The sequence below is a fragment of the Pseudomonas sp. FFUP_PS_473 genome (genome assembly GCF_002858665.1).
GTDB classification, from domain to species: Bacteria; Pseudomonadota; Gammaproteobacteria; order Pseudomonadales; family Pseudomonadaceae; genus Aquipseudomonas; species Aquipseudomonas defluvii.
Genome location: NZ_PJQQ01000096.1, coordinates 1 through 1,178 on the forward strand (window position 1 = coordinate 1; position 1,178 = coordinate 1,178).

Annotated in this window: 1 protein-coding gene; it reads right to left on the reverse strand. The window is 53.5% G+C overall.

What is annotated here, in order from left to right:
* Positions 1 to 13: 13 nt before the first annotated feature.
* The gene (locus CYD26_RS24735) at positions 14 to 976 is read right to left on the reverse strand and encodes a transposase (RefSeq protein ID WP_102053915.1); all 963 of its coding nucleotides are present in this window, start codon (positions 974 to 976) and stop codon (positions 14 to 16) included.
* Positions 977 to 1,178 lie beyond the last annotated feature (202 nt).

The following is a 1,178-nucleotide window of genomic DNA, read 5'->3' on the forward strand; positions in this document are numbered from 1 at the left end:
TCTGTTGGAGATTCTATGTTTGGGGGGAACCCCCAAACATAGAGTTTGGTTGGTACTCACTTTGGTTTTTCATCAAGGCAAACACCACTCTGGCCAGTTTGCGAGCCAGAATCACCAAGGCCTGGGTACCCTTGAGGCCTCGGTCCAGGTAACGCTGATAGAACGGTCTCCAGGTTGGCGAGCGGCTGGCAGCCATTGCGCTGTTGTGAAATAAGCGCCGGAACTCCGAATCGCCCCGTTTGGACAAGTAGCGTTTCTGATCTTTCTTGCCTGATTGTCTCACTCGCGGATCCATGCCCAGGAAGGCAATGAAGCCATCGCTATCGGAAAACTCTCCGCGCATGAAGGCTGTTACCGCAGCTGTGGCAGTCAGGACGCCTATGCCTTCAACGGCTTGGCAGCGTTTTACCTGAGCGTCCATACCCGCTTCGCTAACGATGTTTTTCAGCGTCTTCTGAATGCCTTTTTCAATCTGCTCTACACAGCGCAGGTATTCATCCAGCGCCTCTTCGAGCAAGGGTTCGTCCCTCCAACTTTGCTTGATTGCCACCCGATGTCGAACGAGCTCAGCCCGGCGTCGCAGCAAGCTTTTGAGCTGCGTGTAAGCCTTGGGGGGCGGACTCCAGATTCTGAGTTTGTCGGACTCTTTGCCCAAATAACGCGCCAGCAAGACCGCGTCCAAAGCATCTGTTTTTGCCCGGACACCTATCCCATCGCGGTATTTATTGAGGCGGCTGCCATCAATGACATAAACGTCGTGACCCAGTTCATGAGCCATTTCCGTCGTGTCGAGGTGATAGGTGTTGGTCGCTTCAATCGCCAGTGCACAGTTGTCTGGCAATAACTTAAGCCAGTTTCTCAGTGCTGATCGTTCATTGGCGACGACCAAAATGCTCTCTTCGTCGCACCGATAGACAACGATCTCGTCCTTCGCGACATCCACACCAACGACCACCTGCGAATCAAGGATTGTCATCGCTCACCCTCCGAGCTAGGTTTTAGAAACTTGTCGGGGTTCACCGTTGCGCTGGCTTGTTGCTATCGTCGGTCCGAGCCGATGCATTCCTTATCGGCGCATTAGGTGAAGGGGTGGGACGATGTCTCCAACAGTCTGTACTGGTCAGAGTCAGAAGCGAGGCTTTAGTCCCACCCACCCCTTCAAGTCTAAACATACAAGC